Genomic DNA, 25,626 nt, shown 5'->3' with positions numbered 1-25,626 from the left:
TAGGATTGGCGTCCGGCGTCGCATCGCGGCCCGGAGGATGGATGTTCAACGGGGCAAACAATAATCGCAATGGTGAAGATAGCCACGCTCACGCTCAACCCGGCGCTCGACGTCGCGACGATCACACCCAAAATCCGCCCGACGCACAAGCTGCGATGCGCAGATCCGCTGTATGACGCCGGCGGCGGCGGGATCAACGTGGCCCGAGGCCTGTACGCGCTGGGCGAGGAGGCGATCGCGATTTTCCCCTCTGGCGGGCCACCGGGCGACATGATCTGCCGTCTGTTGGGCGCGGCGCATATTTCCTTCGCGCCGGTTCCGATCGCGGGCCTGACGCGACAGAGCTTTGCCGTCACCGAAGGCGAAAGCGACGCGCAATATCGCTTCGTCCTTCCCGGCCCGGTGCTGACGGAAGAGGCGCAGCGCGACATTTTCGAACGCATCTTCGCGATCGGGCCGCAATTGCGCTATCTGGTAATCAGCGGCAGCATCCCGCCGGGAATTACGCAGCATTTCTTTGCCCGGCTGCACGATGTATGCACCGCGCTCAACATCCATGTCCTTCTCGACAGTTCGGGCCAGGGACTGGCTATGTCGCGCGGCCTGAAAGCCCTGCTCGTCAAACCCAGCCTCAGCGAACTGGAGGCGATGGCGGGCTGCGCGCTGCCGGACGACGATTCGCGCATTGCTGCTGCGCGGAAGATGATTGCCGACGGCCATGCCGAAAATGTCCTGCTGTCGCTGGGCGAACAGGGCGCGCTGTTGATCGATTCACAAGAAAATCATTGCTTCGCTTCGCCCACCGTAACCGTGGTCAGCGGGATCGGCGCGGGCGATTCGATGGTCGCCGCCGTCACCTGGGCACTTGCGCATGACTGGCCGTTGATCGACGCAGCGCGCTATGGCGTTGCCGCCGGGGCCGCTGCGCTGATGTCGCCCGCCACCCGCCTGTTTCGAAAGGCGGATGCCGACAGGCTGCATCGCGAGATGAAATAGCATGCCGCCGGCGACGCGACCGCCTGACCGGTCTGTTCAGCCTTGCGGGCGCGCCTGTCCGCCCTGCAGGATCAGCCCTTCGATCAGGCTCGCAGCACGATCATAGTCGGCAGCGCGGTCGGTCCATCGCTCGCCCCCCATCGGATCGCGCTCGGCCATCTGACGCAACAGCCGGGCGCGCTCACGCTGGCCGCGCAGCGTTTCGTACAGGCTTTGCTCGATCGTCCCGGCCTGCGCCTCCAGCAAGGCGTTGCCCGAATAGGCATGGCCGGTATGGCAGCGAAAACGCAGCATTGGCCCATCCTCAATCTGCCACAGGACGCCGTTGCAATCGGGACAGTTATAGGGCGACAGCTCACCCAGACTTTCCTCGCTTTCCATATTGGCCTCCTCCAGTCCCGCGATCATCAGCTCCAGCCGCATCGACGACGGCGCTTCCACGCGCGGCCCGGCCGGTTCGGCGATCAGCGATGGCAGCGCCTTGCCGATCTCCGGCGCACTGGCGATCAGGCGCGGCTCTCCAACGGCGCTGATCGCTGCGCGCGGCATGTCCGGCGATATGGCGTCGAGCGGGTCCTGCACGACGCCCAGCCCACCGCACTGCATTACGGCGCGAAGCCCCGCCGCGCCGTCGTCCAGATAGCCTGACAGGACGATTCCGATCGCACGGCCCGATCCCGCAACGGCGATCGAACGAAACAGGGGGTCGATCGATGGCCTGAAATTATTCTCGCGCGGGCCGCGGCGCAGGTGCACATGCCCGTCCGAAACCAGCAAATGCCGGTCGGTGGGGGCCAGATACAAATGCCCCGGCCGGATCGGATCGCCATCGTCCGGCTGGCAGGTTTCCAGCGCGGTCGCACGCTGAATAATCTCGCAAAGCCGGTTCGAACGGTCAGTGCGATGGATCACAACAAAGAGCGTCACATCGTTTCCGCCGTCGAATGCCTGCAACAGGGAAAGCAAGGCGGGCAGAGCGCCCGCGCTACCGCCGATGCCGATCAGGTCATGTCTGCTCATCCGCCGCTACCGCCTTTTCCGTCAGCCGGATCGCCGCCTGCCGGATCAGTGCGCCGATCGATACCGGTTTGTGCATCATCACCGCGCCGCTCAACTCTCCAGGCACGGTGAGGCTCGACCCATAGCCGGTCACGATGATGACCGGTATGCGCCGATCCAGCAAGTCCGCAGCAAGTGGCGTCACGGGGTCGCCCGCGATATTGAAATCGAGGATCGCCAAATCCGGATCGTCGCCTTCAACCGTTTCGCGCGCCGAAGCCATCCGCGTGAACGGGCCGATGATCTTCGCCCCTACCTTCTCCAGCGCGGCGCGATGCTCCTCGCCGATCAGCCATTCATCGTCCAGCACCAGCACCCGCTTGCCCTCGATGATGGAAAGATCGACATGACGTGCAGGCTCGGCCGGGGCTTCCGGCGGGGCTTCGGGCGCCTGCGCGATCTCCCCCTGCGGAACTTCGATCCGCAACTCCATCCCCGCTTCGGGAAAGCGCTGCTGCACCTTCGCGCGCAACTGGCTCGTCAGGATGCGGTTCAGCACGGTGGTTCCAAAACCGGTATGATCGGGCTCGCTCACCTTCGGGCCATCGCGCTCGATCCACTCGATCGCCAACATGCCTTCCTTCCCTTCCCGCCTGCGCGACCAGCGGACGGTCAGCCGTCCGGCCGGCGTTGACAGCGCGCCATATTTGGCGGCGTTGGTGGCAAGTTCGTGTATCGCCATCGAAAGCGACTGCCCCGCTTCGGGGGAGATCAGCAGATCGGGACCGTCCAGCATCAGATTTTGCGCGCCCGCCGCCCGATATTGCGCCAGTTCCTCCTCGATCACCGCGCGCAGCGTCAACCCGCGCCAACGCCCCTCGGCCAGAAGTGCATGGGTGCGCGCCATCGCCTGAAGCCGGTTGGTGAAGCTTTCCAGAAAGACGGGAAGCGCGACGTCGGATCGCGCCGTCAGCCGGGTGATCGACAGGATGATCGCCAGCATGTTCTTCACGCGATGGTCCAGCTCGCGCATAATCAGCTGCTGACGGTCCTCGCTCTGCTTGCGGTCGGTGATGTCAAAATTCACGCCGGTCAGCCGTGGCGGGGATGATCCCGGAATCCGCGCACCCCGCCCTGCAAGCCAGCGCGTCGATCCATCGGGTAGCTGAATCCGGAATTCGCTTGCGAACGGAATACCCTTTTCATAGGTGCGCGCGATTTCCTTTCGCACGCGATCGCGGTCGGCCGGGTCGACGGCGGCAAAAAAGGCTTCCCCGCTCGCGACCGCAGTGTCCCCGCTATAGCCGAGCATGCGGAAAAGCTTTTCGTCCCAGGATGAACGATCGCTTTCGGGTTCCCAGTTCCATACACTCAGTTCCGCCGCGTTAACCGCCAGGTCCAGCGTCAACCGCTCGCTCACCAGATATTCCTCGCGCGCAAGTTCGGTCAGCGTCTGGCTGATGATCGTCGCCACGTTGCGCAGCGCGGCAAGATCATCCTTGCCGAACCGGTTGACGGTGCGGCTGTGCGCGCCAAGCACGCCCCACGGAACGCCGCCCAGGCTAAGGACGGTGCTCATCCCCGACCGGACATTGTGTGCGGTCAGCAGCTCGGGCGCGGCGAAGCGGCTTTCCTTTTCGAAATCGTCCACCACCACCATATCGCCCGCAGCCATGGTGTACCCTGCCTGCGACTGCGTGCTGTTGGGCACGGTGGCCGAACCCACCAGCCCCGGTTTCCAGCCGGTTCCCGCGCGCAGGGTAAATTCGCTGCGATCCTCGGAAAGCTCCAGCACCTTCACATAATCGCACTCCAGCGCCAGTCGCAGCACCGAACAGGCATCTTCCAGCAATCGCTGGCCATCGCGCACGGAAAGCGCCGACTGGCCCAGTTCGGCGATCGCGCGCTGCTGCCGTTCGCGCTGCGCCAGCTTTTCGGTGGTCCGCACCAGCTGGGTGACCTCGGCATAGCTGATGACCACTCCGCCGATCCGTTCATCAGTCGTGCGATAGGGCTGTATACGGCGCAGATAGATTCGACCGTCCCCCGTCGCCACCTGATCCTCCGCCTTGCCCAGTTCGGCAAGCACGCGCTTCGCTTCGGCGACTAGATTCGCATCATTCACCTTGAACGCGAAATCGGTGACGGGTCTGCCCTCATCGCTCGCGCGTATCTCGGCCACCTCGTTGATGTTCGGGGTGAAGCTACGGATCGTGAGATCGTTGCCCAGAAATAGTACCGGTACGCGCGTGCTGGCGAACAGATTGCCCAGATCGCCGGTCGCGCGTTCCAGTTCGGTCAGCTTTTCCTCAAGCTGGCTGTTAACGGTGACCAGTTCCTCGTTGAGCGACTGAAGCTCCTCGCGCGATGTCTCCAGTTCCTCGTTGGTCGATTGCAGCTCCTCGTTCGCCGCCATCGCTTCCTCGTTCGAAGCTTTCAGCTCCTCGTTCGAAGTCTCCAGTTCCTCGATCGTGGTTTGCAGGTCTTCGCGAACGATCAACAGTTCATGTTCAAGCTGGCGGACATAATCCGCCTCCTTCTCGTTCGCATCGCGCATGGGAAGCGCATCGGCGGCATCCCGCTCTTCGATAAAGCTTACCAGGTACAGTTCGCGATCTTCATCGGGCAGCCGCTCGCACTCGATCCGCACGCGGACATCGCCCTCGCTCAGCCGCGCGCGCCGAACGTTCAGCCGGGTCTCCGAAACCTCGCCGGTCTCGCGAACCGCCTCGCGAACGCGAACGCGCAGCGACGGGCTCAGCAGATCGTAGAGGTTGTGCGAAGGCTCGCCTTCGGGAATTTGCAGGAACCTGCGTATCGACCCGTGGTAAAAGGCGACCTCGCCATCGGGGTCGATTACCGCCGATGCCGGGCCGAAGCGCGAAAGCAACGACCGCCGGACATTTTCGGCAAGCGTTTCGCGATCGGCACGTCGTGATGCACGCGCGGTCATCCGTGTCGCGATCCCCCTGCCCCCCTGATCGTCCTTCACCGGCGGCGTGATGGCGCGTCCGGTGTTTCCCGGCAAACGCTGATAGATATGCGCCTGCGCCGATACCGTCTTGAAGTATCGCTGACGCTGCCCGGCTGTTTCAGATGTGCTCAACAGAATATAGCCGTTGTCGCGCAGCGCGAAGTGGAACATGTCGAGCAGCCGGTTTTGCGTCGCCACGGTCAGATAGATCAGGAAATTGCGGCAACTGATCATGTCCAGCCGCGAAAAGGGCGGATCAGTCAACAGGTTATGCTGGGCGAAAACCACGCGTTCGCACAGCGCCTTTTCGATGCGATAGCCATCGCCCGCCTTTTCGAACCATCGCTTCAGCCGTTCGGGCGACACATCGTTTTCGATCGTCAGCGGATATTGTCCCTGCCGCGCGCGGGCGATCGCCTCCGCATCCAAGTCGGTGGCGAAAATCTGCCAGCGGCATTCGCTTTCGATCCGTTCGCAGATTTCCTCGAACAATATGGCGAGCGAATAGGCTTCCTCTCCACTCGCGCAGGCGGGCACCCATACGCGCAGCGGATCAGCGGCGTCGCCTGCCAGCAGCGTCTCGACCGTGTCGGCCAGCGGTTTCCAGATCGCGGGATCGCGAAAGAACGACGTGACGTTGATCAGCAGATCGTGGAACAGCTTGTCGCACTCGCTGGACGTCGCGCGAAGATGAGTCAGATACTCTTCCGCGCTCGAAAAGCGCAGCAGGTTCATCCGCCGGGCGACGCGGCGGCGCGTGGTGCCCGATTTATACGCGCCGAAATCATGGCCGATACGCGCCTTCAGCACTGCAATGACCGATTTCAGCTGGTCATCGGTAATTCCCTCTTCTTCGCCACTCGCCTGATCGTCGTCATCTGCCGGGGCGGCATTTTCCACGATCGACAATATCTGCTTCACCAGCTCGTCGATCGGACCGATAAAATCGACCACCCCCTGATCGATCGCCGCGCTGGGCATGCCTTCATACAGGGCTGTTTCGGGCGATTGCGCCAGGGCCAGCCCGCCAGCCGCCCTGATTTCGCGCAGCCCCGCCGATCCGTCGCTGCCGGTTCCCGACAGCACCACGCCCACCGCGCGCGGGCCGGAGGATCGGGCGAGCGAACGCATGAAATAATCGATCGCCATGCGCTGCCCCCGCGGGGCTTCGGGCGGTTCGACGAACAATCCCTCCCCCGCGATCCGCAGATACCGGTCCGGGGGAAGCACGAAGATGGTGTCCGGCTTGATCGGCAGGTCGTGATCGGCATCGACCACCGGCAGCCGCGCCGCCCGCGCCAATATCGCCGAAAGCTGGCTTTCATGATCGGGCGCAAGATGCTGAAGGATGATGAAAGCGCAGCCCGGTTCGGGCGGCAGATGCTCGACAAACGTTTTAAGCGCTTCGATGCCACCGGCCGATGCGCCGATGGCAACCACAGGCATTTCAGCACTGTTGGTCAACAGGGGTTTCTCCGGCTATCAAAGGGTTATCAGATCGATACCCCGGCGAACCGCAAAATGCCAGTCCCCGACTGGCGAGCGCTGCCGGGCGGCGTTCTTCGAATCCCCGGCAGTGTTCGCTCGCGACTGGACCGGCTTCGTCGCGGGATGGCGATCGGGAACGCGTTCGCTATCAGGGCGTTCGATTCGCGACAGAGGATTGACGAGCCGACCATATCCACGCCCCTCACAGGAGCCAGCACATGACCGACATCGCCATCACCAACAGCATTGAACGGATTGCTCGCGTGCTTTGCGCGCAGGAATATAGCGAGAAGGGAGAGCGCGTCGGTTCGGGACGCGGAGCGGCCATGTCCGCCGCCGTCAGTTCGCATTGCGATCACAGCTGGCGCGAGGAAATGAGCCGGGCCGCGGAAGTGCTCCGCACCCTGCGCGAACCCACCGAGGCGATGGTGAAGGCGGGCGAAGCTGCCACGGGGGGCGCAGCCGAAACATGGAGCGCCATGGTGAACGCCGCGCTGGGCGAAGCAGACTGATCCCGATTTGCCGGGTATTGTATTATTACAACACTCGGCAACTTTCTACCGTTTGCTTGTAATAATTCCCGGAACTCTCCCCGGTGGTCCGCGCGTTAGGGCGGTCGAAGCGCATCGTAGCGTTTCCTGTACATACGTGGGAGAATTTCATGACATCGGCAAAAACCAGCCTCTTCGGATTCAATCCGGAGGGTCGAGCGGACATGCAGCAGGACCGCTCGCGCCTGATGGGCGGCGCAGCCTTTGGCGCGTTGCTGGCAGCAGCAATGGTATCGGGGGCGGGAACGGCCGCGGCGCAGAGTGCCGACCCGGTCTATACCGTCAACGCCGGAAGCGCGGTGACCGAGGATGTTGACGGCAATATCAGCACCACCGATCCGGTTTCGCCCGGCATCTACATCCGCAACGACGATGCGATCTCCGTCACCGGTCAGCCCGATGTCACCACCACCGGCGCTGGATCGAACGCGGTTGACGTCGCCACCACTGACGGCGCGGTCGACCTCGACCTCGGCGACATTTCCACCTCCGGCGCGCTTTCGGACGGCATCCGCGCAACCAATATCGGCGGGGACGTCACCGTAGCCAGCGGCAATGTCACCACCACCGGCACCGGCGCCACTGCCGTTTACGCCACCAGCACCGATGGCGACGTTTCGGTCAGCAGCGGCGACGTCACGGCCAGCGGCGCGCAGGCGCGCGGCATCTATGCCACTTCGACCAACGGCGCTGTCAGCGTTGACGCCAACAACGTATCGGTCGTCGCGGCCGATGACGACGACACCGACACGACGCGTCAGGCGATCTATGCCAGCGGCACCAGCGCCGACGTCACTTCGACGGGTACGGTTACAACCGCAGGAACCGGATCGGCCGATGCGGTAACCGCGATCGGCACCGACGGCGATGCCAGCGCCACCGTCACCAATGTCTCGACCAGCGGCGACGGGCAGCGGGCGGTTGTCGTCGACGCGACCGGCGACGCAACGGCGACGATCAACGGCACCGTGACCACCACCGGCGATGCGACGAACGCCGTCACCGTCACCGGCGACAACGCGACCGTTTCGATCGCCGATGGCGGATCGGTCAGCGGCACGGGCGATTACATCACCTTCAATTCAACGACGGGCAGCACGTTCGACAACGCCGGAACGCTGATGGCGTCGGACAACGGGTCGAACCTGGTGTTCAACGGCGGCCCCGCGACGATCAACAACAGCGGCACGCTGGCCAGCGATTTCGCGATGACCGACGGCGACGACACGCTGAACAACTCGGGCGAACTCGACCTCACCGACGATCCCGATTTCGGTGCGGGCACCGATACGCTGAACAACACCGGCACGATCGTCGGCCGTTCGGGCAATGCTACGCTGACCGGTCTGGAACAGTTCAACAACAGCGGCCTCGTCACCATGGCGAACGGCGCGGCGGGCGACACGATCACCGTTCCGGGCGATTATACCGGCAGCGGCGACGCGACGCTTTCGGTTGACTATAACCCCGGCGATGCGACGGCGGACATGCTGGTCGTCGGCGGCGCGGCCACCGGCTCGACTGCCGTGGTCGTGAATCAGGTCGGCGATGCCAGCCCCGCGTTCAACGCCGGCACCACGTTCGTTCAGGCGGGCGAAGGTTCGGCTTCGGATGCGTTCGTGGCCGATGCGGCGACGCAGAATCAGGGCCTGGTACGCTACGACGTGACCTATGACGGCGATTCCAACAGCTATGCGCTAGTTGCCGGTCCCAGCGACGCGGCCTATCGCACGCTTGATTATGCCGAAGGGCTTCGCAATGTGTGGAACAACTCGGCGGATGCATGGTCGGCGCAGATGCGCGCTCGCCGCGATGCGCTGTGGTCCTATGGCGGTCAGGGCAATAACGGCCGGTTCTGGGGTCAGATTCGCGGCCAGTGGAGCAACCGCGACAATGACCGCACGATGAGCGCGTTCGGCGTAAGCCGCACCGTCGATCTTGGCTACAACCAGGATTATTTCGGCGGCCAGTTCGGGTTCGATTTCGCCGGAAGCAACAGCGAGCGCGGCGGCTTCAGTGCCGGTGTGACCGCCGGTTACACCAATTCGCAGATCGAATTCTCGCATTCTGCGGACAGCATGAACATCGATGACGCCAATATCGGCCTGTACGGCAGCTATTCGACCGGCAATGCGTTCGTGAACGCGCTGGCCAAATATGATCGCTACTGGGCCGATGCCGACAGCCGCCTTGGCCTGTACGATCTGGATATGGACGGCAACAGCTATGGCGGCCGTGTCGAGGCGGGTCTTCGCTTCGGTTCGGATTCCTACTTCATCGAACCGCTGGGCACGATCTCCTATGTCCATTCGGACCTGGACGATTTCACCTCGAACGGCGTCGATGTCGATTTCGATGAGGATGAAGGCCTGACGGGTAAGCTGGGTGCGCGCGCCGGCGGCAGCCTGCCGCTGTTCGGCATGGAAACTACCGCGTATATCGGCGGCAACTACGTCCACCAGTTCCAGGGTGAGGACGGCGTCGCCTTCACCAGCGGCGGGGAAACGGTCGCCTATACCCAGAACGGCATCCACGATTACGGCGAAGGCTTTATCGGCCTGAACATCGGATCGGCCGATTCGGTGAGCGGCTTCATCGAAGGCAATTACGCCAATGGCGGCAATTCGGAGGGTGCGGGTGGCCGCGCCGGAATCCGCGTCAAGTTCTGATCCGGATTTTTCCAACTCCTTGAAACTCGCGGGTCGGCACTTCCGTGCCGGCCCGCTTTTTCTTTGCGCCCCGCCCGCGCTTGTCGTTAAAGCCCGGTTCCATGGAACCTCAGCCGCTAACCCTGTACAACAGCCTCACCCGCCGTCTTGAACGGTTCGAACCGCTTGATCCGAACCGGGGCGCACGCGTCTATTCGTGCGGGCCGACCGTCTATAACTACGCCCATCTGGGAAACCTGCGCGCCTATGTCTTCACCGACACGCTGGGTCGCGCGCTTACCTGGAAAGGCTACCCCCTCACCCATGTCATCAACATCACCGATGTCGGCCACCTGACATCGGACGCCGATGCCGGCGATGACAAGATGGAAGCAGCCGCCAAGGCGCAGTCGCAAAGCATCTGGGACATTGCGGCGCATTACACTCGCGCGTTCAAGGGCAATATCGATGCGCTGAACATCCGTCATCCCACCCGCTGGTCGGTCGCTACCGATCACATTGCGGAGATGATCGACTTTGCCGAACGGATCGCACCCGGTCATTGCTATGAAATCGACAGCGGCCTGTATTTCGACGCGACCACTGTTCCCGATTACGGCAAGCTGGCCGGTGCGCGCGATGATGCGGGGGAAGGCCGGATCGATCCGGTGGCGGGCAAACGCAATCCGCAGGATTTCGCGATCTGGCGCAAATCCGCGCCGGCCGAGAATCGTCAGATGGAATGGGACAGCCCCTGGGGAAAGGGCGCGCCGGGATGGCACCTGGAATGCTCGGTGATGAGCGAGAAATATCTCGGCTTTCCCTTCGACATCCATACTGGTGGCATCGATCATCGCGAGATTCATCATCCCAATGAAATCGCGCAAAATCAGGCATTTTGCGATTGCATGAACACGCAACCCGGCTTCACCGGCGCGCATTTCTGGATGCACAATAATTTCCTGGTCGACCGGACGGGCAAGATGTCGAAGTCGAAGGGCGGCTTTTCGACGCTGTTCTCGTTGATCGACGCCGGAATTCATCCCCTCGCCTATCGCCTGATGTGCCTTCAGGCGCATTATCGCAGCGAACTGGAATTCGGCCCCGATCATATCGTTGCCGCGCTCACCCGGCTCAAACGGCTGGTGATGGCGGTCGAGGGGCTTCGCTCGCGCGCCGAACTCGGCGACGAACTGCCCGCGGCCGAAGAGTCTGTGGTTGCCGAACTCGATGCGGCTATCTCGGACGATCTCAACACGCCCAGGGTGCTCACGCTTCTCGAAACGATGCTGGCGGACAAGAAACGTTCGCCGGCGCAGCGGCTCGGAACGCTTCAGCCGTTCGACGCGCTGCTCGGCCTGACGCTTACCGAGCTTCGCAGGGAAGAACTCCGCATCCGCCCGCGCGGTGCTGCGTTGACCGAAATAGAGGTAAGCGGGCGCGTCGCCGAACGGGCCGAGGCGCGCAAGGCAAAGGATTTCGCGACATCCGACCGGCTTCGCGACGAGCTCGCCGATGCCGGCGTGGAAGTAATGGATGGCGATCCGATGGGCTGGGACTGGCTGATCCGGCTTGGGTGAAGCACCGTCGAATCTTGCGCGGTTCGCCGATCGTCAGCCACCCCTCACCGCGCATAAACCTTGCCGGGGGCGCGGCGGAGGCATAGCAGAAGCGGTATGAAAGCCGTTCTGCCCGCGCTCGCCCGCCCGCTCCTCGAACCGAAGCTTCCCGCCGATCTTGCCGTCACCTGGTTTGAAAACAGGGATCAGGCGGAAGCGGCGGTTCCCGACGCCGATATCGCCTGGATCGATGTTCAGGGCGCTGCCGCCAGTGCGGAAATCGCGGCGTCGGGCGAAAAGCTGCAATGGCTGTTCACGATGCGCGCCGGCGTCGATGATTTCGATCTTGACCTGCTTCACCAGCGCGGCACGGTGCTGACCAACGGCGTCGGCCTGCATCGGGTCGCGGTCGCCGAATATACAGTCATGGGCATGCTTCTGGCGGCCAAGCGGTTTGACGAGGTGCTGCACCTCGCCGACGATCATCAATGGTCGACACAGCCGCCAGGCAATATGCTGCTCGACGGGTCAAACGCGCTCATCATCGGCTATGGCGATATCGGCCGCGCGATCGCCGATCGGCTCGCGCCGTTCGGGGTGGCGGTTACGGGCGTCACCCGTTCGGGGCGAGACGGTACGCTGTCGCCCGATCAATGGCGCGAACGGCTGGGCGAATTCGACTGGGTCATTCTGGCTGCCCCGGCCACCGAAGAAACGAGCGCATTGATCGGCGATGAAGAACTGACCGCGATGAAGAAGAACGCATGGCTCATCAACATCGCGCGCGGGGAGATGGTCGATCAGCCCGCACTGCTTACCGCGCTTCGCAAACGCCGGATCGGCGGCGCGTTTCTGGACACCGTCACGCCCGAACCGCTTCCGGCGGGCGATCCGCTCTGGTCCGAACACAATGCCATCCTCTCGCTCCATCTGGCGGGACGCAGCGATGCCGGAATGTTCGCGCGCGCCGCCGGACTGTTCCTCGAAAATCTCGCTGCCTTTTCCTCCGGCGGCACGATGAAGAATATCGTCGATCCGGAACGCGGATACTGATCGCCGGCAAGTGCGTTCACGCTCGCGGGAAATATGCTGGAAATCTTCGTGCGGTGGACGGCCTGTCCACTGCCCGCGGTGCACCTAATGCCCGCGAGGATCCGAACCATAAGGAATACCGCAATGCCCGACCGTTTGCTTGCCCTTCGTCGCCTGCGCATGGGGACCATGTGTGCGCTTGCCCCCGCGCTCGCGCTTGCCGCGTGCAACGCGCCTTCGGGCAGCGACACCGCGAATGACACCGCCGCGCTGACCAATACCGACAGCGATGTCGAAATCACTAACGAGGCCGACACTGACGACGTTACGGTGGTCGAAGTGCCGGTGAGCGAAGACAGCACCGCGTCGACGTCCAGCAGCGATACCGCCGCCGCCACCGAAGCCGCGGAGACCGCGTCGCTGATCGCCGCGGGCACTGGCATTACACGCGTGAGCCATGGCGACGGCTATGCATGGATGCGCGACGGCGAAATCGTGCGCACCGCCTCGCGCGATGGCAAGCAGGTTGCGTATTTCCATCCGGGCGATGACAACCCTTATTTCGTGCAGAAGGATGATCGCGCTTTCGCCATGTCGAACGGCAAGGTAACCCGCGAATTCGATTCCAAGGGTCGTTCGCACACGCCCGATTCCGATGGTCAGCGTGAGGCGAAGAGCCTGTCGGACACGGCGCAACGCGACCACAAGACCGTCAAACAGGCGGTCGAACATGTGCAGCAACAGCGCGACGGGCAGAATACAGCACGCACCGACAGCGATCAGCGCCAGACGCAATCTTCCGACCAGACCGACCAGCATGACGGCCGGAGCGGACAGAATAGCCAACAGCAGCAGCACACCCGTACCGAAACCCCGTCGAAAACGACAAGCACGCAGCGCGCGAATAGCGATTCTCGCCCCACCACGCAGCCGGCCGATACCGATCGCACTGATCAGCGTCGTACCGAACAGGGCGATCGCGACGATCGTTCGCCGGTTTCGAACCGAAGCGACGACGCCCACCAGCACTAACCTTTTTCCGGCCGGTCAGCCTGCCTCACGCGGTTGATCGGCCGGCCCTACCCAGCGGGTGAATTCGTCAGAAAGATCGCGCCCGCTCGCCGCCTCCATCGCGCGTTGCAGGTCGGCGCTCACCACCGTGCCCCCGGCATGCGCGCGGGTATAGCGGCGCACTCCGGCCCAAAACGCCTGTTCACCCAACAGGCGGCGCAAATGATCGAGGAACAGCGCCCCCTTGCCGTATTGGACGGCACGACGCAGCCCGATCGAGGGATATTTCCCGTCCCATGCCAGCGGTTTGTCGAATCCCGCCTCGCGCGCCTTGGCCAGTCGGGCCCGCGCCACGTCCAGTTCGGCGTTATAGGCGGCGCGGCCATAGCGATGCTCCTTCCACGCCGCGGTCATGAATATCGCGAACCCCTCGTTCAGCCAGAAATCGCGCCAGCTGTCACACGTCACCAGATTGCCCCACCATTGGTGCGACAATTCGTGGATGACGATCCACTCCTCGTCGGGTTTCGCCAGATCGCGCTCCAGCGCCTTGCGCCCGATAAGCGACATTCCCGCCGCTTCCTGCGCTTCATATCCAGGCACCAGAATTTGGGTGAATCGATCAACCGGCAACGCCACCCCCGCCTTGTCCGAAAGAAAGGCAACCATGGCGGGGGTTTCGACGAACATCGCGGAAAGGTCCGCGGCTGCTCCACTGGCGTTGACATATGCCAGTGCGCCATCCGCAACGTGCGGGAAATCGCCGATCGCGAAGGCATAGGTGTAGGGCGACCAGGCACGCGTCGTCCGCCACGTCTCCACCTTGCGCCCTGCCCCCGCCTTTCGCGTCGCGATACGCTGCCCCGGCGCGCTGACATTGGCGTCGTCAGGCACGGTCAGCGCCAGCTTCAGCTTCGCCTTGTCTCCCGGCATATCCTGCTGGCACACCATCCAGTCGCACGCGAAATAACTCGAATACAGGCCCCCCGGCACCACCTCCACCCCGCGCTTTGGCGTTCCCGAAAAGCGCAAGCGAAGCACCAGCGCCTTCCCCTTCGCCGGCGCGCGGGCTGGCGTGAACACGATTCCATCGTCATCCGATGTTACGCGCACCGCTCGCCCGTCGATGGTCGCCTCCGAAATCGTCAGCGCGTTGGGAGAAAAGCGGAGCGCGCCCAGCCCGTCGCGCAGCGGCGTCAGGCGGATTGCCTCTTCCCCCATGACCGCGCCATTCGACAGATCGGGCGTCATCGCCACGCGATACGCATCGACGTCGAAGCCGGCCTCGGACGGAGTCGGTGCCGGGTGCGCGGCGGCGGATAGCGGCGCTATCATCAGCAGCGCGGGAAAGGCAGTTGGCTGGATCATGCCCGACGCTATCGCGAAGACGCGCCAAGCACCAACCCGCCCGTCGGGGTAAATACCCGCATTGTCGAAATATGGTCTTGCACAACTTTACCCTGATCGGGTAACGGAACCGTATGACGACATTAGCAGGCTCAAAAATCCGCCGGTTCCGTGAAGAGCGCGCCATCACTCGCGCGGCGTTCGGCGCGTGGTTCGATACGCCCGGCAGCACGGTTCAGGGCTGGGAAGAACATGGCAAGCGCGCCAGTGCGAAGGTCGTGAACCAGATCGCGGCGAACGGCATCGCGCATCATGCCGACTGGTATGTCCAGCTCGCCGACGCCGCGCCGGAGCGCGCGCAATGGTCGCCGACAAGCTGGCAATCGGCCGAGGCGCGCCAGCTTCCCGACTATCCCGACGTCGAGGCGCTGACCGACGCCACCGATCAGCTCACCCGCCACCCGCCGCTCGTCTTTGCCGGCGAAGCGCGAAACCTCACCGACGACCTCGCGCAGGTCGCGGCCGGAAAAGCGTTTCTGCTTCAGGGTGGCGATTGCGCCGAAAGTTTTGCCGAGTTCCACCCGAACAATATCCGCGACACCTTCCGCGTGATCCTGCAAATGGCGGTCGTCCTCACCTATGCCTCCAAACTGCCCACGGTGAAGGTCGGGCGCATGGCGGGCCAGTTCGCAAAGCCGCGTTCCGCCAACACCGAAACCCAGGACGGCGTCGAACTGCCCAGCTATCGCGGCGACATCATCAACGACAGCGCCTTCACCCCCGAAGGCCGCATCCCCGATCCGCAGCGGATGCTTCGCGCCTATAGCCAGTCGGCAGCGACGCTGAACCTGCTGCGCGCCTTTGCGCAGGGCGGCTATGCCAATCTGCATCAGGTCCACCAATGGACGCACGAATTCATGGGCCGCAGCCCCTGGGCCAAGAAATATGGTGAAATGGCCGATCGCATCGGCGAAGCGCTCGACTTCATGGCCGCTTGCGGCATCGACGCCGACAGCGTGCCACAGCTAAAGGCGACGCAATTCTACACCAGCCATGAAGCGCTGCTGCTCCCCTATGAACAGGCGCTCACCCGGCAGGACAGCCTGACCGGCGACTGGTACGACACATCGGCGCACATGTTGTGGATCGGCGACCGCACGCGGTTCGAAGGGTCGGCGCATGTCGAATTCCTGCGCGGCATCGAAAACCCGATCGGCATGAAATGCGGGCCTTCGCTTGAACCCGACGCGCTCATCCGCCTGCTCGATACGCTGAACCCGGCGCGCGTGCCCGGTCGGATGACGCTCATCACCCGCTACGGTCATGAGAAGATCGAGGACGGCCTGCCCGCTTTGGTCCGGGCGGTAAAGCGCGAGGGCCATCCCGTCGTATGGAGCTGCGATCCGATGCACGGCAACGTCATAAAGGCCGCCAACGGCTTCAAAACACGCCCCTTCGACCGCATCCTGTCCGAAGTGCGCAGCTTCTTCGCCGTCCACCGCGCCGAAGGCACCTATGCCGGCGGCATCCACGCCGAAATGACCGGCCAGAATGTGACGGAGTGCACCGGCGGCGCCGTGGCCGTCACCGAAGCCGGGCTGGCCGACCGCTACCACACCCATTGCGACCCCCGCCTGAACGCCAGCCAGAGCATCGAACTGGCGTTCCTGCTGGCCGAAATGCTCAACGCGGAAATGGCGGAAAGAAGGAAGGCAGCGGCTTAAGAGGCGATCCGCCGATCAAAACCAGGCGCGCAGCCCAAATACGAAATCCGTTCCGACGGTGTCAGCGCCGCGAGAACGCGCATAATCGGCGCTTCCGCCCGCAAGCCATTCGTGCGACACGCCGACATAGGGCGCGAATTCTCGCGCGAATTCATAGCGCAACCGAATGCCGACTTCGGCGCGGTCCAACCCTGACCCTATGCCAAGGGCCGGTATGCGCTGCGCGGAAAGGTTCACTTCCGCACGGGGCTGGACGATCAATCGCTGCGTGATGCGCTGATCCAGTTCAGCCTCTGCACGCGCAGTTAAATCCCCCTTGTCGGAAAGATAGGCGGCGGCATCTATTTCGAACTGATATGGTGCCAATCCATGCACGCCAACTACCGCATGGGTACGACCAGGACCCACGAAATCGTGGCGAAGACCGGTTTGCAGATCGAACCAGGGGCTGATCGCATGGCTCCACAGCGCGTCGACTTCGGCCTGTTCGGCTTGGCCGCCGAAGCTGCCTTCGCCTTCGCTTCTGATCCAGAGCTTGTCGATATCATCGCCGTACCACGCCTGACCTTCCCAGGCATAACCGTCACGACCGCTCCGTGCGCGGTATTCAATCCGATCGATCATCAATTTGGCAAAGGTCTGACCACCAAGCCCATGTGTCAGCGCTTCGCGTGAGGTGCGCATCGCGTCTGCACCCCAAACCGCGTCGGCGGCGCGGGCCGGTCCCGTCCCGGCCTCGGGCGGCGGCGGCCTTGATTTGGTCGGTGTCACAATGTCCGCCGGTCGCGAAGTCATGGTCCTGCCCGCCATGCCTTCCTCATCCGAATTCTCATCTGGTTGGGCAACGGCGTCATGCTGTACATCACCATGTACTTGCATCTTGGCCATGGTAGGCGCGGCGGGTAAATCTTTTTCGGCGCTTTTCCGGGCAGGTCTGGTCTTGCCGGATGGCGCCGGTTTCGCCTCCGATTTCGTCGGCATCGACATCGGCATGTCCATCGACATCGCATGGTCACTTTGGGCCTCAGCCGGAGCCGCCAAAAGCATCGTGAAGAGAAGGATCCGCGCCATCATGCCACATCCTCCGGTGCGGCAACCGTGACGATTTGGAACATGCCGGCATGCATGTGATAAAGAAGATGGCAGTGAAAGGCCCAGTCGCCGAACTCGTTGGCGGTGAGGTCGAATTCGGCGATTCCGGCCGGCTGAACAATCACAGTGTGCTTGCGTGGCTGGTGGTCCGGTTCAGCGCCGTTGACCAGTTCGAAGAAATGACCGTGCAGGTGGATGGGGTGCGCCATCATAGTGTCGTTGACCAGCTTGACCCGCACGCGCTCATTGTTGGCGAAGCGGATCGGATCGTCGCTTACGGCAGAGAATTTCTGCCCGTCGAACGACCACATATATCGCTCCATACTACCAGTGAGATGGATTTCGAGCAGGCGCGACGGCACGCGCTGGTCCTTGTTCGGCTCAAGTGCCGCAAGCTGTCTGTAATTGAGCACACGGTTGCCGACATCGGAAAGCCCGATTCCCGGATCACCCATGCGGTCGGCCGGATGCATGGCAACCATGCCGACGCCGGGACCAGCCTTTACTGTTTGCGGTAGCCTGGAGGTATCACGCATCGACATGTTACCCATGTCCATACCGCCATCCATCTTCATCCCGCCGGTATCGCCGCTCCTTGCCATATCGCGATGGCCGCTTGCACTCATATCCATGCCTTCACGATCCATTGGCACGGCGATCTTCCGGTTTCTGACGGATCCGTCGCCCATCACCATGCCCATATCTGCCATGGTCAGCAGCGGTGGATCGCGCAGCGGCGGTACGGCAGCGCGAGCGCCCGGATGCGCGGCGAGCGTCGCCAGGGCCATGCCAGAACGGTCAATCGCCTCAGCAACTATCGAATAGGCATCGGCGGCGCCCGGTTCGATCAGAACGTCATAGGTCTCAGCGACGCCGATCTGGAACTCGTCGGTTTCGACGGGACGAACGTTCTGCCCGTCGGCCGCGACTACCGTCATCGGCAGGCCGGGAATGCGAATGTTGAAAAAAGTCATTGCAGACCCGTTGATAATCCTCAGCCGCACCCGCTCGCCTGGTTTGAAGGCGAACTCCATGCCCTCCTTCGGCCCATGGCCATTGGCCAGATAGGTGTAGGTCGCCCCTGTCACGTCAGAGATGTCGGTTGGCATCATCCGCATGTTCGCCCATTCGCGACGCTGCTGGCCGGTTAGCGGGTAGTCGTCGGCCCAGCTGGTTTGCTGATAGTTGAAATAGCCTTCGCCCTTTTTGAGTTTTTCAAAAATCGTGTGCGGCGAAAGCGGCGAAAATTCGCTCAGCAGCAGCACATAGTCGCGATCGGCCAGCACCGTGTCGGCTCCGGCGGGATCGACCACGATCGGGCCGTAATGGCCCGCTTGTTCCTGCAAACCGGCGTGACTGTGCCACCAATAGGTGCCCGACTGGCGCACCGGGAAGGTGGCAGTGAAGGTTCCACCTGCCGGAATGCCCGGAAAGCTGATGCCCGGTACGCCATCCATTTGAAAGGGCACCAAAAGACCATGCCAATGTATCGAGGTATCGGTATCGAGCGTGTTATGGATGTTAAGCCGGACCGTGCGCCCCTCTTTCAGGCGGATAAGCGGTCCCGGCACGCTGCCATTGACCGCAACGGCATCGCCCGCTCGTCCCTGAACCACGCGCCGTCCGCGCCCGACCGTAAGGTTGATCGTATCCCCGCCAACCTCATCAAATCCTGCGCGAACCGACGCGGTTCGAAGATCGGCGCCGCGCGCCCAGCCGGGAAGTGCGAGCGCTGGTACGGCCCCTGCGATCGCACCCAGCATGTTACGCCTGTTAAAATCCATATCCTGCTCGTTTGACAGTGCTCGAAATCTACCCGGTAGATACCCCCTAAGGGTATTACAAGACTTTATAGAAGGATGTTGGAAGTCCTACCTCGCCACGCGATGCCGATATTTTCGGCATGTTGGCTCAGATCAAGCGCCCCCTGCCCTCCAATTCAGCCCTGCCGTTGCGCGGGAAAGCCGGTGCGGTCGCCTGTACTGTGCGTGAGCGCCCGGCGGTGAGCGACTTCGCAGCGCGAAAAGTGGGAAGCTAAGGCGGCGATGCCCCGCCCCCTTTGCTGCCCGCGTCCCGATCCGATACGCAAAAAGAATTGCGATGCTGCACTTGCACAAATCGACGAAGCACTCTACCTGCCCGCTCGTTCCAGAACGCTCGCGTCCACTAATTTTTCCGGGACTGGCGGGCCGTGTCCAGAGGGTCGTCGATGAGTGAACAGGAAAATGGCGGGCAGCCGAACGAAGGGCGGGAAGGCGACAACGGCGACAATGGAGCCACGCCGCGGGACGAAGGCCCTGCCAAGCGTCCGATCTACAAGCGGCCGGTGGTTATCGTCGTCGCCCTGTTGGTGATCGGCTTGATCGGCGTTTTCGGCACGCTTTACTATCTGCACGCGCGGCAGTTCACGTCCACCGACGATGCCTTTGTCGATGCCCATATCGTGCGAATTCAGCCACAGATTTCGGGTCAGCTCACCTTCATCGCCGATGCCGACAACAAGCATGTGAAGGCGGGGCAGCTTCTCGCGCGGATCGAACCGACCGGTCCGCAGGCGCAGCTCGATCAGGCGCGGGCCGGCGTGACTCAGGCCGATGCGGAAGTGTCTCAGGCGATCGGCCGGGTAGAAGCCGCGCGCGCGCAGGTTTCGCAGCAACAGGCGGAAGTCGCCGCCCGCCGCGCCGACGCGGCAAAGGCGGCCGCCGATCTCGCCCGCTACCAACGACTCAACAGCATCGACGACGCCGCGGTTTCCGGGCAGCAGCTCGACGCCGCCCGCGCGCAGGCGCAAAATACCGCTGCGCAGCTCGCTGCCGCGCGGCGCGCCGTCAACAATGCGCAGGCGCAGGTCGATGTCTCCCGCCGCGCCGTGGATGCCGCAAAGGCGCAGCGCAGCTCTGCCCAGGCGCAGGTCGATCAGGCAAAGGTCACGGTCGGCGATCTCGACGTCTATGCCCCCATCGCGGGTCAGGTCGTCAACCGCTCGGTCAATGTCGGCTCCACCGTCTCGCCCGCCAGCCAGATGATGGCGATCGTTCCCGACCACATCTGGGTCACCGCCAATTTCAAGGAAACCCAGATCACGAACATGAAGCGCGGCGATCCGGTGGACATAGAAGTCGACGCCTTTCCCGGCATCCATTTCCACGGCCATGTCGACAGTTTCCAGCGCGGTGCCGGTCAGGCCTTTGCCCTGCTCCCCCCGCAAAACGCGACGGGCAATTATGTGAAGGTGGTTCAGCGCGTTCCCGTGCGCATCGAATTCGACCGGCAGGAAAATGGTGCCGACTGGACGAAATATCCGATCGGCCCCGGCATGTCGGTTGTCCCCACCGTCAAGGTTCGCTGAGCCATGGCTTCGGCAGCCGCTGGCGGCCATGAATGGACACCGGCACGTTCGGTCGCCGGAAAGGCCAATCCCTGGCTGATCGTCGGCATGATCAGCCTGCCGACCTTCATGGAAGTCCTCGACACGTCCATCGCCAATGTTTCGTTGAACCACATCGCGGGCGGCCTTTCGATCTCCTACGATCAGGCGACCTGGGTTCTGACCAGCTACCTGGTGGCCAACGCAATCATCATCCCGATTTCGGGATGGCTGACGGAAGTGATCGGTCGCAAACGCTATTTCATGATTTCGATCGCGTTGTTCACCTTCGCATCGTTCCTGTGCGGCATCGCGCCGAACCTTCAGGTGCTGATCATCGCGCGAATATTACAGGGCGTTGGCGGCGGCGGCCTTGCGCCTGTCGAACAGTCGATGCTCGCGGATACCTTCCCGCCCGAAAAACGCGGCATGGCGTTCGCGACCTTTGCGATCGTCGTGGTCGTCGGCCCGGTTTTCGGCCCAACGCTGGGCGGCGTGATTACCGACAAGGCAAGCTGGCACTGGATCTTCCTGATCAACGTGCCGGTCGGCATCCTGTCGCTGATCCTGGTTCAGTTGTTCGTCGACGAACCCGATGCGATTAAGGAAGAGCGCCAGCGCCGCCTGTCGAAGGGCATACGCATCGATTATGTCGGCTTCGCACTGGTCGCAATCGGCCTCGGCCTGCTCGAATACACGCTGGACCGAGGCGAACGGCTCGACTGGCTTTCCAGCAGCACCATCGCCACCACTGCAACGATCTCCGCCATCGCGCTGGTCGCGTTCGTGATATGGGAATTGCGGCACCATGATCCGGTGGTGAATGTGCGCCTTCTGGGCGTGCGCAATTTCGCGATTTCCAACATATTGATGTTCACCGTCGGCGCGCTGGTGTTCAGCACGACGCAGCTAATCCCGCAAATGCTGCAACAGGTTCTGGGCTACAGCGCCACCGACGCAGGCATGGCGCTGACACTTGGCGGATTTGCAACCTTGCTCATGGTGCCGATCGCAGGCCGGCTTACCGACAAGGTGGACCTTCGCATGCTGATGTTCCCCGCCATGGTGGTGGAGGCAGGCGCGCTTTGGTACATGACCGGACTGAATGCGGACATTTCCTTTATCGATGCGTCGATGGCGCGGATGTTCCAGTCGGTCGGTCTGCCCTTCCTCTTCGTGCCGATCAACGCCGCCGCCTATATCGGCCTCCCGCCCTCCCAGACCGCGCAGGCTTCCAGCGTCCTCAACGTTTCGCGCAATCTGGGCGGCACCGTGGGCATCGCCTATTCGCAGACACTCTACGCCACCTATGGGCAGATAGAACAGTCGGGGCTGGTCTATCACCTCAATCCGCTAAACCAGAACTATATGGACTGGATGGATAAGGCGACGAGCGCGCTTGGCGGCGTGGGTCAAAGCATGGAAGGTCGGCTGGGCACGCTGTACCAGATCGTGCAACGGCAGGCGGCGATGAACGCTTTTATCGACACCTTTCATACAATGATGATCGTGGTGCTGCTGGTCAGCCCCGTCGCCCTGTTCCTCAAAACGCAAAAAGGTGCGAAGGCACCGGCGGGAGCGCATTGATGCTTCGCAAGTTTGTTCCCGGCCTGATGGCCGCAACCGCCCTTGCAGGGTGCACCGTGGGTCCCGACTATACTCCGCCCGAAGTCGAAACGCCCGCCCAGTTCGCCGAACCGGCGCCCACCCGCTCCGCCGATACGGTCGACCTTGCGCATTGGTGGACCGCGTTCGGTGATCCGCAGCTCGATGCGCTGATCCGTACCGCGCTCGCCGACAGCCCGGACGTGAAGACGGCCGCGTCGCGCCTGCGCAATGCGCGTGTCGCCGAAACGCTGGCCCGTGCGAACTATCTGCCTCAGGTGAACGCGAGTGCGGGCGTGAACCATATCGAACTGTCGAAAAATTCCGGTCTGTCCGAACTCGCAAAAGCGTTCGGCTCGGGCGGATCGGACGATTCCGACGGTGCGCCCAGCGGCATTGCGCTTCCGGGAAGCGGCATAACGACCTATTCGGCCGGTTTCGATGCAAGCTGGGAGCTTGACCTGTTCGGCGGTAACCAGCGTTCGGTCGAAGGTGCGGCGGCGCGTCTCGAACTCGCGCAATGGGACGCGCGAGACGCGGCGGTGTCGCTCGCGGCGGAGGTCGCGCGAAGCTATCTTGAACTGCGCACGCTGCAGCGGCGCGAAACCGTGATGAAGGAAGAGATAGAACGTCAAAAGCGCATGGTTTCGCTGCAGGCGAACCGGGCGCGGGTCGGCCTCAATCCCGAAACAGATACGGTTCGCGAAAACGCCGATTTGCAGGCGACGCAGGCGCAATTGCTGCCCATCCGGATCGAGGAACGCATCCATATGCATGCGCTCGCCGTACTCGCTGGCAAAGCACCCGGCTCAATGATCGCCGAATTGTCGCAGCCGACATCGGCCGCCGCCATCCCGCCTGCCGTTCCCGCCGGCCTTCCTTCCGATCTGCTGCGCCGGCGGCCTGATGTGCGCTCGGCCGAACGCCGCCTCGCCGCCGCGACCGCCGATGTCGGCGTGTCGGTTGCCGATCTCTATCCGAAATTCAGCCTGACAGGTGCGGCGCAGCTTATTTCCACTGCGCTCAGCGACCTGATATCGACCGACAGCATTCAGTTGCAGGGCGCGGCGCAGGCGACCTTTCCCATCCTGGACTTCGGGCGGCGTCGGGCGCGCGTCGACGAAAGCCAGGAAACCCGCCAGCAGGCGTATATAAGTTACCAGAAAACCGTGCTTACCGCGTTGCGCGACGTGGAAGACGCGCTGGCCCGCGTTGACGGGCAACAAAAACGCCGCAAGAATCTTGAAGCCAGCGTCGAATCCGCCCGGCGCGCGCTGAGCGCCGCGCAGGCGCGCTATGATGTCGGCCTTGCCGACATTTCCGCCGTGCTAGATGCGCGCCGCTCGCTCCTCCAACAGCGCGAAACGCTGACGCAAAGCACCGGCGACCTGCAGGATGCGCTGGCGTCGCTGTACAAGGCGCTGGGCGGCGGTTGGGATGACGCGACGTTGCAGAACATCCAAGCGATCCACCCCGCTCAGCTTGACGCGCCCCAAAACGGGTCCTAAGTCCCCGCATCCACGCTTCGGCATGGCCCCTTCGTCTAGCGGTCCAGGACGTCGCCCTCTCACGGCGAAAACACGGGTTCGAGTCCCGTAGGGGTCACCAGCAATTTCAACGACTTAGCGCCGGATAATCTGCACGAATTTGCAACTTACTGCAAATTTACTGCAAAACCGTAGTCGGAAATCGGCAGATTTTCACGGATTGTTCCGGACGATCGCCTCCCGCCCTTCTGCGGCGGAGGGATTGGCGAACGTCTGATTCGCGCCACAAAATCCGATCATTCACCCCACACCGGCGATACGCAAAAAGCGGACGTGCTGCAGCATGGACCGAATGGCGCCGCCGCCAACGTAGCCGCCATTCCGAGCCTCGGATTCGTTCATTGGTAGCTGCCATTCGTTCAGCAGCTTCCCGACGACGGCAACGGGCCGGTTCCGGACTATCCGTTCTTGGCGAGGTTTAGCAAAACGCTGCCTTTTCGCTTCTGTGCTGTAAAGGCCTCTCCACCCACCTGCGCATGATCACAGGCTTGAACTGGAATGGAGTGTCGAGATGCAATAAGTCGTTAGGATCGTTCTGGATCTCGCAAAGTCGGTGTTCCAAGCGCAACAGGTTTGACGTAAAGTTGCCATCGGGAAAAGGATTGATCCGTTATGTCGCTGAGCATGGACCGCTCGACCGAAGCGCGCCTCCAGAAAGACCTGAACGTCCTGCAGAACAAGCAGACCACCGAACTGAAGAAGGTGGCACAGGCAACTAAGAGTCAGAACGCTGCGATGACCGCCGCGTCCCGAGCGTCTTCCTCAAGCACGGCATCCTCTAAATTGGCGCAGGCCGAGAGGGATGGCAAAACCATCGAGCGGGCGCAGGATCAGGCGGCGCGCTACGGCGAGGAAATGGGACGCAAGAGAGACGAACTGGCACGGGTCCAGAAGCGGATACGCGATGGGGAAGCAAAGGAACGGAACGATCAGGCAAAAGCTCTTGAGAAGCAGCGAAAGGCCGATGACAAAGCGCGCAAGCAATTGCAGGACGATAATCGGAAACTGGCAAACGATCTCGGCGGCCTGAAGAAGCAGCTAACCGCTGCCATCGAGGCACAGGCGGCGCAGACACAGCCATTCACCGTCGAGAGCGGCGAAGGGCGGGACAGACCCTACGATTTCTTCATATCGCACGCTTCGGCCGACAAGAAAGATTTCGTTGATGGGCTAGTCGAGCAGGCTGAGGCGGCAGGCCTCGATGTGTGGTACGACAACAATGCCTTGGCGTGGGGAGACTCGATACGCCAAAAGATCGACGAAGGTCTTAGGCGCTCTTACTTCGGGGTCGTCGTTCTCTCACCCAGTTTCTTTGACAGGCCATGGACGGAATACGAGCTGGACGCGATCGTTCAGCGGGATCTTTCGGGACATGGACGCTTGTTGCCGATCTGGCATAGGCTTTCCCGTGACGACGTCGAACGTCATGCTCCTGCTCTGGCAGGTCGCCTCGCCCTTCCTACCTCGAACTACTCAACCACGCAGATCGTGGAGGAATTACTTGCCATGCGGGATAGGTTCAAAGCGGCAGGGGGAGGAGGTGCATAGCATCTCTTTCTTAGCATTACAGTTGCACTTTAGATTTTAGATGGGCCCGTCTGGCTGCGGCTTGATGCGATCGTCGCCAACACGACCAGGCGATGATGTAGGCGGGTTCGATCTGGCGCTGAGCGAGCTTGTGGGCGA

General features: G+C 62.5%; 16 protein-coding genes and 1 tRNA gene. 12 read left to right on the top strand and 5 right to left on the bottom strand.

All coding sequences use genetic code 11. The features are described from left to right. The first annotated feature begins 69 nt into the window (after nt 1–69). Nucleotides 70–996, top strand: coding sequence for a 1-phosphofructokinase family hexose kinase (locus tag KY084_RS07980; protein WP_219237940.1), 927 nt, complete (start codon nt 70–72; stop codon nt 994–996). 36 nt (nt 997–1,032) lie between these two features. On the opposite strand, the gene KY084_RS07975 is transcribed toward KY084_RS07980, so the two are convergent. Together KY084_RS07975 and KY084_RS07970 are read right to left on the bottom strand one after the other, a co-directional pair. Next, nucleotides 1,033–2,016: a chemotaxis protein CheB gene (locus KY084_RS07975; RefSeq protein ID WP_219237939.1), complete on the bottom strand. Its 984-nt coding sequence runs from the start codon at nt 2,014–2,016 to the stop codon at nt 1,033–1,035. Further along, nucleotides 2,003–6,433: a chemotaxis protein CheB gene (locus tag KY084_RS07970; RefSeq protein ID WP_246586991.1), complete on the bottom strand. Its 4,431-nt coding sequence runs from the start codon at nt 6,431–6,433 to the stop codon at nt 2,003–2,005. Before KY084_RS07970 ends, KY084_RS07975 begins: the two co-directional genes overlap by 14 nt. A gap of 242 nt (nt 6,434–6,675) precedes the next feature. Between KY084_RS07970 and KY084_RS07965 the strand changes: the two genes are divergently transcribed. The 5 genes from KY084_RS07965 to KY084_RS07945 all read left to right on the top strand — a co-directional run bounded on the left by KY084_RS07965 (nt 6,676) and on the right by KY084_RS07945 (nt 13,279). Then, the gene (locus KY084_RS07965) at nt 6,676–6,969 is read left to right on the top strand and encodes a hypothetical protein (protein WP_219237938.1); all 294 of its coding nucleotides are present in this window, start codon (nt 6,676–6,678) and stop codon (nt 6,967–6,969) included. 149 nt (nt 6,970–7,118) lie between these two features. Continuing rightward, nucleotides 7,119–9,677: an autotransporter outer membrane beta-barrel domain-containing protein gene (locus tag KY084_RS07960; RefSeq protein ID WP_219237937.1), complete on the top strand. Its 2,559-nt coding sequence runs from the start codon at nt 7,119–7,121 to the stop codon at nt 9,675–9,677. Between the two features lie 101 nt (nt 9,678–9,778). Beyond that, a complete protein-coding gene (cysS, locus tag KY084_RS07955; RefSeq protein WP_219237936.1) occupies nt 9,779–11,236 on the top strand; it encodes a cysteine--tRNA ligase in 1,458 nt (485 codons plus the stop codon). A 96-nt stretch (nt 11,237–11,332) separates the two neighbouring features. Continuing rightward, a complete protein-coding gene (locus KY084_RS07950; protein WP_219237935.1) occupies nt 11,333–12,268 on the top strand; it encodes a D-2-hydroxyacid dehydrogenase in 936 nt (311 codons plus the stop codon). A gap of 123 nt (nt 12,269–12,391) precedes the next feature. Then, nucleotides 12,392–13,279, top strand: coding sequence for a hypothetical protein (locus tag KY084_RS07945; protein WP_219237934.1), 888 nt, complete (start codon nt 12,392–12,394; stop codon nt 13,277–13,279). Nucleotides 13,280–13,294: 15 nt separating this feature from the next. On the opposite strand, the gene KY084_RS07940 is transcribed toward KY084_RS07945, so the two are convergent. Further along, on the bottom strand, nt 13,295–14,626 hold the full coding sequence (locus KY084_RS07940) for a M1 family metallopeptidase (RefSeq protein WP_219237933.1): 1,332 nt from the start codon (nt 14,624–14,626) through the stop codon (nt 13,295–13,297). Nucleotides 14,627–14,739: 113 nt separating this feature from the next. Between KY084_RS07940 and KY084_RS07935 the strand changes: the two genes are divergently transcribed. Further along, nucleotides 14,740–16,329, top strand: a complete 1,590-nt coding sequence (locus tag KY084_RS07935) for a class II 3-deoxy-7-phosphoheptulonate synthase (RefSeq protein WP_219237932.1) — start codon at nt 14,740–14,742, stop codon at nt 16,327–16,329. A 15-nt stretch (nt 16,330–16,344) separates the two neighbouring features. On the opposite strand, the gene KY084_RS07930 is transcribed toward KY084_RS07935, so the two are convergent. Together KY084_RS07930 and KY084_RS07925 are read right to left on the bottom strand one after the other, a co-directional pair. Then, complete coding sequence (locus KY084_RS07930; RefSeq protein WP_343227979.1) at nt 16,345–17,403, bottom strand: copper resistance protein B; 1,059 nt, start codon at nt 17,401–17,403, stop codon at nt 16,345–16,347. Continuing rightward, nucleotides 17,400–19,205: a copper resistance system multicopper oxidase gene (locus KY084_RS07925; protein ID WP_219237931.1), complete on the bottom strand. Its 1,806-nt coding sequence runs from the start codon at nt 19,203–19,205 to the stop codon at nt 17,400–17,402. Before KY084_RS07925 ends, KY084_RS07930 begins: the two co-directional genes overlap by 4 nt. A 425-nt stretch (nt 19,206–19,630) precedes the next feature. Here KY084_RS07925 and KY084_RS07920 point away from each other — a divergent pair, with 425 nt between their 5' ends. From KY084_RS07920 to KY084_RS07900, 5 genes are all read left to right on the top strand, one after another. Continuing rightward, nucleotides 19,631–20,770 (top strand): HlyD family secretion protein, encoded by a 1,140-nt coding sequence (locus KY084_RS07920; RefSeq protein WP_219237930.1) that lies wholly within the window; start codon nt 19,631–19,633, stop codon nt 20,768–20,770. A 3-nt stretch (nt 20,771–20,773) separates the two neighbouring features. Continuing rightward, nucleotides 20,774–22,375 (top strand): DHA2 family efflux MFS transporter permease subunit, encoded by a 1,602-nt coding sequence (locus KY084_RS07915; RefSeq protein WP_219237929.1) that lies wholly within the window; start codon nt 20,774–20,776, stop codon nt 22,373–22,375. Beyond that, a complete protein-coding gene (locus KY084_RS07910; RefSeq protein WP_219237928.1) occupies nt 22,375–23,901 on the top strand; it encodes an efflux transporter outer membrane subunit in 1,527 nt (508 codons plus the stop codon). The genes KY084_RS07915 and KY084_RS07910 overlap by 1 nt, the downstream gene beginning before the upstream one ends. A gap of 24 nt (nt 23,902–23,925) precedes the next feature. Continuing rightward, nucleotides 23,926–24,001: transfer RNA gene (locus tag KY084_RS07905), tRNA-Glu, on the top strand. Nucleotides 24,002–24,552: 551 nt separating this feature from the next. Beyond that, a complete protein-coding gene (locus KY084_RS07900; protein WP_219237927.1) occupies nt 24,553–25,488 on the top strand; it encodes a toll/interleukin-1 receptor domain-containing protein in 936 nt (311 codons plus the stop codon). Nucleotides 25,489–25,626 lie beyond the last annotated feature (138 nt).

It is taken from the genome of Stakelama flava, assembly GCF_019351405.1.
GTDB lineage: Bacteria > Pseudomonadota > Alphaproteobacteria > Sphingomonadales > Sphingomonadaceae > Sphingomonas > Sphingomonas flava_A.
This window is presented reverse-complemented; position numbering and strand designations above follow the sequence as displayed.

What these genes read in the sequence shown, in the direction of transcription:
- KY084_RS07900 (WP_219237927.1), top strand. Translation starts at nt 24,553, where the DNA reads ATGTCGCTGAGCATGGACCGCTCGACCGAAGCGCGCCTCCAGAAAGAC.
- KY084_RS07935 (WP_219237932.1), top strand. Translation starts at nt 14,740, where the DNA reads ATGACGACATTAGCAGGCTCAAAAATCCGCCGGTTCCGTGAAGAGCGC.
- KY084_RS07960 (WP_219237937.1), top strand. Translation starts at nt 7,119, where the DNA reads ATGACATCGGCAAAAACCAGCCTCTTCGGATTCAATCCGGAGGGTCGA.
- KY084_RS07915 (WP_219237929.1), top strand. Translation starts at nt 20,774, where the DNA reads ATGGCTTCGGCAGCCGCTGGCGGCCATGAATGGACACCGGCACGTTCG.
- KY084_RS07945 (WP_219237934.1), top strand. Translation starts at nt 12,392, where the DNA reads ATGCCCGACCGTTTGCTTGCCCTTCGTCGCCTGCGCATGGGGACCATG.
- KY084_RS07940 (WP_219237933.1), bottom strand. Translation starts at nt 14,626, where the DNA reads ATGATCCAGCCAACTGCCTTTCCCGCGCTGCTGATGATAGCGCCGCTA.
- KY084_RS07950 (WP_219237935.1), top strand. Translation starts at nt 11,333, where the DNA reads ATGAAAGCCGTTCTGCCCGCGCTCGCCCGCCCGCTCCTCGAACCGAAG.
- KY084_RS07910 (WP_219237928.1), top strand. Translation starts at nt 22,375, where the DNA reads ATGCTTCGCAAGTTTGTTCCCGGCCTGATGGCCGCAACCGCCCTTGCA.
- KY084_RS07920 (WP_219237930.1), top strand. Translation starts at nt 19,631, where the DNA reads ATGAGTGAACAGGAAAATGGCGGGCAGCCGAACGAAGGGCGGGAAGGC.
- KY084_RS07975 (WP_219237939.1), bottom strand. Translation starts at nt 2,016, where the DNA reads ATGAGCAGACATGACCTGATCGGCATCGGCGGTAGCGCGGGCGCTCTG.
- KY084_RS07925 (WP_219237931.1), bottom strand. Translation starts at nt 19,205, where the DNA reads ATGGATTTTAACAGGCGTAACATGCTGGGTGCGATCGCAGGGGCCGTA.
- cysS (WP_219237936.1), top strand. Translation starts at nt 9,779, where the DNA reads ATGGAACCTCAGCCGCTAACCCTGTACAACAGCCTCACCCGCCGTCTT.
- KY084_RS07930 (WP_343227979.1), bottom strand. Translation starts at nt 17,403, where the DNA reads ATGATGGCGCGGATCCTTCTCTTCACGATGCTTTTGGCGGCTCCGGCT.
- KY084_RS07965 (WP_219237938.1), top strand. Translation starts at nt 6,676, where the DNA reads ATGACCGACATCGCCATCACCAACAGCATTGAACGGATTGCTCGCGTG.
- KY084_RS07980 (WP_219237940.1), top strand. Translation starts at nt 70, where the DNA reads ATGGTGAAGATAGCCACGCTCACGCTCAACCCGGCGCTCGACGTCGCG.